At 71.5% G+C, this 7,597-nt stretch carries 11 protein-coding genes; all 11 read left to right on the plus strand.

What is annotated here, in order from left to right; translation table 11 throughout:
• Positions 1-819, plus strand: an 819-nt coding sequence (locus FDZ70_04310) for a dihydroorotate dehydrogenase (protein ID TLM78300.1), incomplete at its 5' end; no start/stop codon positions are given.
• Between the two features lie 44 nt (positions 820-863).
• Positions 864-1,523: an orotidine-5'-phosphate decarboxylase gene (gene pyrF, locus FDZ70_04315; protein ID TLM78310.1), complete on the plus strand. Its 660-nt coding sequence runs from the start codon at positions 864-866 to the stop codon at positions 1,521-1,523.
• A gap of 26 nt (positions 1,524-1,549) precedes the next feature.
• Positions 1,550-2,167: an orotate phosphoribosyltransferase gene (locus FDZ70_04320; protein TLM78301.1), complete on the plus strand. Its 618-nt coding sequence runs from the start codon at positions 1,550-1,552 to the stop codon at positions 2,165-2,167.
• Positions 2,168-2,278: 111 nt separating this feature from the next.
• Entirely contained in the window at positions 2,279-2,587 is a 309-nt protein-coding gene (locus FDZ70_04325; GenBank protein TLM78302.1) for an integration host factor, read from the plus strand.
• A gap of 67 nt (positions 2,588-2,654) precedes the next feature.
• Positions 2,655-3,224, plus strand: coding sequence for a guanylate kinase (locus FDZ70_04330; GenBank protein TLM78303.1), 570 nt, complete (start codon positions 2,655-2,657; stop codon positions 3,222-3,224).
• A gap of 4 nt (positions 3,225-3,228) precedes the next feature.
• Complete coding sequence (gene rpoZ / locus FDZ70_04335) at positions 3,229-3,477, plus strand: DNA-directed RNA polymerase subunit omega (protein ID TLM78304.1); 249 nt, start codon at positions 3,229-3,231, stop codon at positions 3,475-3,477.
• A 15-nt stretch (positions 3,478-3,492) separates the two neighbouring features.
• Positions 3,493-4,692 carry a tRNA 4-thiouridine(8) synthase ThiI gene (gene thiI, locus FDZ70_04340; protein TLM78305.1) on the plus strand — a complete coding sequence of 400 codons (1,200 nt, stop codon included), beginning with the start codon at positions 3,493-3,495 and terminating at the stop codon, positions 4,690-4,692.
• Positions 4,572-5,780 (plus strand): DUF3524 domain-containing protein, encoded by a 1,209-nt coding sequence (locus tag FDZ70_04345; protein TLM78306.1) that lies wholly within the window; start codon positions 4,572-4,574, stop codon positions 5,778-5,780. The genes thiI and FDZ70_04345 overlap by 121 nt, the downstream gene beginning before the upstream one ends.
• A gap of 45 nt (positions 5,781-5,825) precedes the next feature.
• Positions 5,826-6,146: a PLDc_N domain-containing protein gene (locus FDZ70_04350; protein ID TLM78307.1), complete on the plus strand. Its 321-nt coding sequence runs from the start codon at positions 5,826-5,828 to the stop codon at positions 6,144-6,146.
• Positions 6,139-7,083, plus strand: a complete 945-nt coding sequence (locus tag FDZ70_04355; protein TLM78308.1) for an ABC transporter ATP-binding protein — start codon at positions 6,139-6,141, stop codon at positions 7,081-7,083. The genes FDZ70_04350 and FDZ70_04355 overlap by 8 nt, the downstream gene beginning before the upstream one ends.
• A partial coding sequence (locus FDZ70_04360; GenBank protein ID TLM78309.1) for an ABC transporter permease occupies positions 7,080-7,597 on the plus strand: 518 nt, incomplete at its 3' end. The genes FDZ70_04355 and FDZ70_04360, both read left to right, overlap by 4 nt.

Here is a 7,597-nt window from a genome sequence, read left to right on the forward strand (position 1 = left end):
CTCGGCCGCCTCGGGGCGCTCGTCACCAAGGGGGTATCTCTCGACCTGTGGGAGGGCAACCCGAGCCCGCGCATCGCCGAGACGGCGAGCGGGATGCTGAACTCCATCGGGCTGCAGAACCCCGGCGTCGAGGCGTTCGTCGAGCGCGACTTGGCGTGGCTCGCCGAGAACGCGCCCGAGACGCCGGTGATCGTGAACGTCAGCGGTCACTCGGTGGCGGAGTACGCCGCCGTCATCGAGCGGCTCGAGCGCGAGCCCGGTGTCGCCGGCTACGAGGTGAACATCTCGTGCCCGAACGTGGATGCGGGAGGGATGGCGTTCGGCACGGACCGCGTGTCCGCCGCCGAGGTCACGGCGGCGTGCCGGGCCGCCACGAAGCGGACGCTCGTCGTGAAGCTGTCGCCGAACGTGACCGACGTCGTGTCGATCGCGCGCTCGGTGGAGGACGCGGGCGCCGATGCGGTCTCGCTCATCAACACCCTGCTCGGGATGGCGATAGACGCGCGCACCCGGCGCCCCAAGCTCGCGCGGGTGGTCGGCGGCCTGTCCGGCCCGGCCATCAAGCCGGTCGCGCTGCGGATGGTGTGGCAGGTCGCGGGTGCGGTCGGCATCCCCGTCGTGGGCATGGGCGGCATCATGGAGGCCGAGGACGCGGTCGAGTTCCTGCTCGCGGGCGCGGCGGCGGTGGCGGTGGGCACCGCGAACTTCGTGGACCCGCGCGCGTGCGAGCGGATCCTCAACGGTCTCGAGTCGTACTGCCGTGCGAACGGCGTCGGGCGCATGGCCGAGCTCACGGGAGCGCTGGAGGTGGGGGAGTGAGCGACCGCATCATCGTCGCGCTCGACACCGATGCCGACGGCGCGATGCGCCTCGCCGAGGTCCTGCGCGGACACGCACGCTGGCTGAAGGTCGGCATGACGCTCTTCTACGCCGAAGGCCCGGCCATCGTGGGACGCCTGCGCGACCTCGGGTTCGACGTCTTCCTCGACCTGAAGCTCCACGACATCCCGCACCAGGTCGCGGGCGCCGCGCGCGAGGTCGCGCGCCTGGGCGCGGGCATGCTGACCGTGCACGCGTCGGGTGGGGCCGAGATGGTGCGCGCCGCGGCGGAGGGCGTGGCCGAGGGCGCGGAGGCCGCGGGCGCTCCGGCGCCCAAGCTGCTCGGCGTGACGGTGCTCACCAGCATGGACGCCGCGACGCTGGCGGACCTGGGCGTGGCGGACGGCCCCGGTGAGCAGGCGCTGCGGCTCGCGCAGATCGCCCGCGACGGCGGCGCGGACGGGATCGTCTGCTCGCCGCTCGAGGCGTCCGAGATGCGGCGCATGCTCGGCGCCGATGCGTTCGTCGTCACACCCGGCGTGCGTCCCGCCGGCTCGGCGCGCGGGGACCAGTCTCGCGTCGCGACCCCCGCCGCTGCGCTCGCGGCCGGGGCGTCGCACCTGGTCGTGGGCCGCCCGATAACCGAGTCGTCCGACCCGGCGCGCGTGTTCGACTCGATCGCCGCCGAGATCGCCGGCGTGTAGCCCCGACCCGCAAGGAGCCGCGAGCGATGACCACCGACATGACCGAGCCCGAGGTTCTGGCCGCGCTCAAGGAGGCCGGCGCGATCCTCGAGGGGCACTTCGTCCTCACGAGCGGCCGGCACTCCGACCGCTACGTGCAGTGCGCGCGCATCCTCGAGGACCCGGCGCTCACCACCCGTCTCGCGCAGGCCGCCGTTCACCGAATCGCTGACCTGCGCGTCGATCTCGTCGCCGCGCCGGCTGTCGGCGGCATCATCATCGGCTTCGCAGTCGCGCAGGCTCTCGGCGTCAGGTTCATCTTCAGCGAACGCCAGGACGGTGCGATGACGTTCCGGAGGGGCTTCGAAGTGCTGGAAGGCGCGCGCGTGCTCGTGGTCGAGGACGTCGTTACCACAGGTGGGAGCGTTGCCGAGGTGGTCGGGCTGGTCCGCGCCGCAGGCGGGGAGCCGCTAGCGGCGGTCTCGATCATCGACCGGGGCGGCGTGAAGTCGTTCGACGTGCCGCTAATACCTCTACTTCGACTCGAGGTCGAGTCCTGGGACGCCTCGGAGTGTGGCCTGTGCCGGTCCGGAGTGCCCACCTACAGCCCGGGGAGCCGGAGAATCGGAAGTTGGGGTATTGCAAACCCCGCAGGTCAAGGGTAGGTTCGACGGGTCCCGCGGGGTGTGTCGGGACGAGCGTTGAAGCCAGGTGGTCCGACGCGGGGGAGGGTGGAGATCCCGCCCGCGCCGGGGGAGCGGAAACGAGGAGGAGTCATGGCCCTGCCGAACCTGTCCGATGCACAGCGCGCCGAGGCACTGAAGAAGGCCGCGATGGCCCGTCAGGCGCGCGCCGCGCTGCGCGCCGACATCAAGTCGGGGAAGATGGCGTTCGCCGCCGTCATGAAGAAGGCCGGCGACCCGATCGTCGCGCGCATGAAGGTCTCGACCCTGCTCGAGAGCCTGCCAGGCTACGGCAAGGCGAAGGCAGCGAAGATCATGGACGAGCTCGGCATCTCGCCGACCCGCCGCATCCAGGGCCTCGGCTCGCGCCAGCGCACCGAACTCATGGAGAAGCTCGGCTAGCAGCCGGCTTGGCGCCTTTCGGGTCCCGCGCCGCGCGCGGAGCGCCTCGGGGGGCCTCCGCGAGTAGATGCGCACGGGGAATCTGTTCATAGTGTCCGGCCCTTCGGGGGCCGGTAAGGGGACGCTGGTCGAGGCACTCCTCGACCGCGTCCCCGACATCTGGGTCTCGGTGTCCGCCACGACGCGGGCGCCGAGGCCCGGCGAGCAGGAGGGGGTGTCGTACTTCTTCCTCACGCCCCACGAGTTCGAGCGGCGCGCCGCCGGCGGCGAGTTCCTCGAGTCCGCCACCGTACACGGCAGCCGCTACGGCACGCTGCGCGGGCCGGTCGAGCGCCGGATCCGTGCCGGGATGCAGGTCGTCCTCGAGATCGACCCGCAGGGCGCGCGCCAGGTGCTCGAGCAGATGCCCGAAGCGATCCTCATCTTCGTGAAGACGAGATCCATCGAGGACCTCAAGCGCCGTCTCAGGGCCCGCGGCACCGAGACGGAGGCCCAGGTCGAGCTTCGGCTGCGCAACGCCGAGAGGGAGCTCGGGCTTGTGAGCGGGTACAAGCATGTGGTAATAAACGACGACGTCGAACGGGCCATCGCTGAGCTCGTCGGCATAATCGACAGCTACGCCGAGAGGGACTCGTAACCGCATGGTCATCACGCCAGACATCGACCTTCTGCTCTCCAAGGTCGACTCCAAGTACTCGCTGTGCATCGTCGCCGCCCGCCGCGCGCGCCAGATCAACGACATGGTCCACGGCGTTCGCGACCAGGCGATGCTCTCCATGGCTCCGTCGCAGCTCGCCGCGCTCACCAGCACGAAGCCGCTCACGCTCGCGCTGGAGGAGATCGCCTCTGACGACATCTCCTACGAGCGGAAGTCCGACAGCCTCAAGTAGCTGCCGGACTGCGCAATGTTCGAGCGCGCCGCACTGGTCCACTACCACGAGATCGGGCTGAAGGGCCGCAACAGGTCCGTCTTCGAGCGCCGTCTCGCCGCCAACATCGCCGACGCGTGCCGGGACCTGCCCATCGGCAGCATCGAGCGCGTGTCGAACCGGCTCATCGTGCCGGTCTCGGACACGCGCCGCGCCGGCGATGTCCTCGAGGCGGTCTCGCGCCTGCCCGGCGTCGCACACGTCTCCGACGCGTACGTGACCTCGCGCGATGCTTCCGACATGGAGCGCGCGTGCCTGCTCGCGGCGCGTGACGCCGGGCCGGCCGCCACCTTCGCGATCGAGGCGCGCCGCTCCTCGACCGACCATCCCGAGACGAGCCAGGAGATGAACGTCAGGCTCGGCGAGGCGGTGCGCCTCGCGACGGGGATGCGCGTGGACCTCGGTCGCCCCGAGATGACGGTGCGCGTCGAGGTCGTGCAGGGCGAGGCGTACACCTACGCGCGCCGTGCCATGGGCCCGGGCGGCCTGCCTGTCGGCGTGTCGGGCCGCGTGGTGGCGCTGCTCTCGAGTGGGATCGACTCGCCGGTCGCGTCGTGGCGCCTCATGAAGCGCGGCGCGGTCGTGATCGGCGTGCACTTCTCCGGCGTGCCACACACGACGGACCTGTCCCAGCGCCTCGTCATGGAGATCGGTGAGGAGCTGGAGCGCTGCGGCGGCCTCGCGCGGATCCACGTGGTGCCCTTCGGCGCGCTTCAGAAGGAGATCTCGCTGTCCGCCCCGCCCGACCTGCGCGTGCTGCTCTACCGGCGCCTCATGCTCCGCGTCGCCGAGGCCGTGGCTGCCGAGGAACGCGCGGGCGCGCTCGTGACCGGCGAGTCGCTCGGCCAGGTCGCCTCGCAGACGCTCGAGAACATCGCCGCGGTCGACGCGGTCGCCGCGCTGCCCGTGCTGCGCCCGCTCATCGGCACCGACAAGCAGGAGATCATCGCCGAGGCCAAACGCATCGGCACGTTCGAGACATCGACGCAGGAGCACGCCGATTGCTGCACGTTGTTCATGCCGCGCACGCCGGCCACGCATGCGAGCGCCGAGGAGTGCGCCGCAGGCGAGGCGGACCTCGACGTCGACCGGATGGTGAACGACGCGCTGGCCGGCATGACCCACCGCGACTTCAGGTGCCCCGCGTACACGCCTCGCAGGTCCGACGGGCGGTGAAGCGCCTGCTCGCGCTCGAGCCGTACTACGGCGGGTCGCACCGCGCGGTACTCGACGGCCTCGTGGCGCGCATCGCGCCGGAGTGGGAGTGCGACCTGCTCACGCTGCCTGCGCGCAAGTGGAAGTGGCGCATGCGCGGCGCGGCGATCACGATGGCCGCGCAGGCCCGCGAGCTGCACGCGGCCGGAGCGCGCTGGGACCTCGTGTTCGCCTCGACCTTCGTCAACGTCGCCGAGTTCCTCGGCCTGGCGGGAGAGGCGGTCGCGGGCGTGCCCGTGGTGGTCTACTTCCACGAGAACCAGTTCCTCTACCCCAACCGCCACACGGCCGACTGGGACTTCCAGTTCCCGCTGACCAACGTCACGAGCGCGCTGGCGGCCGACGAGTGCTGGTTCAACACGCGCTGGAACCTCGACGGTCTACTCGCCGAGGTCGGGCCGTTCTTCCGCGAGTTCCCGGACCACCGCCCCGAAGGTGTCCGCGAGGCGATCGCGGCGAAGTCCCGCGTGCTCGCGCCGCCGTTCGAAGCGGCCGCGTTCGACGCCGCGCAGCCGGTGCGCGGCGAACGGTGCCGGATCGTCTGGCCGCACCGCTGGGAGCACGACAAGCGCCCCGAGGTGTTCTTCGCCACCGTGGCAACGTTGGCCTCCGAGGGTCTCGACTTCGAGGTCGCGGTGGCAGGGCAGTCGTTCCGCGAGACCGAAGGGCCGATGCGTGAGGCGGCCGAAGCGCTCGGTGAGCGGCTCGTGCACTGCGACGAGCCCGCGACCCGCGAGGACTACGCGCGACTGCTCGCGAGCGCGGACGTGGCCGTGAGCACGGCGGACAACGAGTTCTTCGGCATCGCGATGCTCGAGGCGTGCTACGCGGGCTGCACGCCGCTCGTGCCCGACCGGCTCGCATACCCGGAGCTCTATCCGCGGACGTATCGCTACGTCGACGACGCCGAGCTCGTCTCGCGCCTGCGCGCGCTCGTGCTCGAGCGGCCCGCGCCCGGCGCCGCGCGCACCCTCGCCGGAGCGTTCACGTGGGACGCGCTGCTGCCGCAGTGGCTCGCGGCGCTGGAAGGTGCTGCCTCGCGGCGGTAGCATGGGGTGTGGCACGGCGGGGCGGAGCGAGCGGGGGCGCGGCAAGTGGACTTCTCGCAGATCGGCGCGGTGGAGTGGATCGCGATCGGCGCGGCCGTCGTCCTGCAGCTCACGCTCCAGGTCCTCGCGTTCCTCGACCTGATGAAGCGGCCCGGCGCGTGGGAGGGCCGCAAGCTCGTCTGGCTCATCGTGATCTTCGTGACCGAGATGCTCGGGCCGCTCCTGTACTTCGCGTGGGGCAAGGGGACCTTCCCGGTAGCGGAGGAGGCGGATGCGCCCGCGGCTGACACGGTGAAGGCGGCGAGTGCGGTCGATGCGCTTTACGGCGCCCCCGCGGCCGGCGACCGTCCGGACGGCGATGACTGACCCCGTCGACTACGCCGTCCGCGTCCGGCGGCTCACCAAGCGCTTCGGCCCGGTCGCGGCGCTGCGCGGTGTGGACCTGTCGGTGCCTGCCGGGTCGGTCTACGGCTTCCTCGGCCCCAACGGCGCGGGGAAGACCACCACGCTGCGCATCCTCACCGGCCTCGCGCGCCCGACCTCGGGCGAAGCGCAGATCCTCGGGCACGACCTGTCCGCCGACGGGGCGGCCGCGCGGGCGCAGACCGGGTTCCTGCCCGACGTGCCCGGCTTCTACCCTTGGATGACGGCCGAGGAGTTCCTGCGCTTCTCGGGGCGGCTCTTCGACCTCGACGCGGTCCTGCTGGATGACCGCGTGCGGGCGCTGCTCGACCTCGCCGGCCTTGCCGGCGTGACGACGCGCATCGGGGGCTACTCGCGGGGCATGAAGCAGCGCCTCGGCATCGCGCAGGCGCTCGTCAACGCCCCGAAGGTCCTCATGCTCGACGAACCGACCTCGGCGCTCGACCCGATGGGACGCCGGGACGTGCTCGAGATGATCGCGTCGCTCCGCGGCCGGACGACCGTGCTGTTCTCGACCCACATCCTGGCCGACGTAGAGCGCGTGTGCGACCGGGTCGGCATCCTGAGCGCAGGGCGCGTGGTGGCCGAGGGCACGCTCGAAGAGCTGCTCGCGCCACGCGGTGGTCACCTGTTCGAGGTCGAGGTGGCCGACGGCGCCGAGCGCCTCGAGGCCGACGTGCGCAGGCGGGCGTGGTGCACGGGCGTGACGCGCGATGGCCGCGTGCTGCGCATCAACGCGTCGGACCTCGCCGCGGCGCAGTTCGAGATCCCGGGGCTGATCACCGTGCTGTCGGTGCCGCTCGTGCGCTTCGAGATGGCCGAGGCCTCGCTCGAGGACGTCTTCCTCGACCTCGTGGGCGGGGGAGGCGAGGCGGCGTGAAGGCGTTCGCCGCGTTCCTGCGCAAGGAGCTGTTCGAGATCGTGCGTACCTGGCGCATCTGGGTGCTGCCGGGCATCGTGCTGTTCGTCGCGCTGACCGGGCCGCCGCTTGCCAGGCTCACGCCGCAGATCCTCGCGGCGGTGATGCCCGCGAGCAGCGGAGTGCGCATCGAGTTGCCGACACCGACCTACCTGGACGCCTACGCGCAGTGGGTGAGGAACCTCACCCAGATGGTGACGTTCGCGCTCGTGATCATGTGGGGCGGGCTGGTGTCCGGCGAGCGACGGTCGGGCACCGCGGTCCTCGTGCTCACGAAGCCGCTGTCGAGGACCGCGTTCATACTCGGCAAGGCGCTGTCGGCTGCCGCACTGCTCGTCGCGACGACGTGCGTCGGGGCGGCGGTGACGTGGGGCATGACGGCAGCGGTGTTCCGAGACGCGCCGCTCGGCCGCCTGCTCGCGATCACGGGGCCGTGGCTCGCGTACGCGATCTTCCTGCTCGCTGGATCTTATAC

This window comes from Actinomycetota bacterium (assembly GCA_005774595.1).
Taxonomy (GTDB): Bacteria; Actinomycetota; Coriobacteriia; order Anaerosomatales; family D1FN1-002; genus D1FN1-002.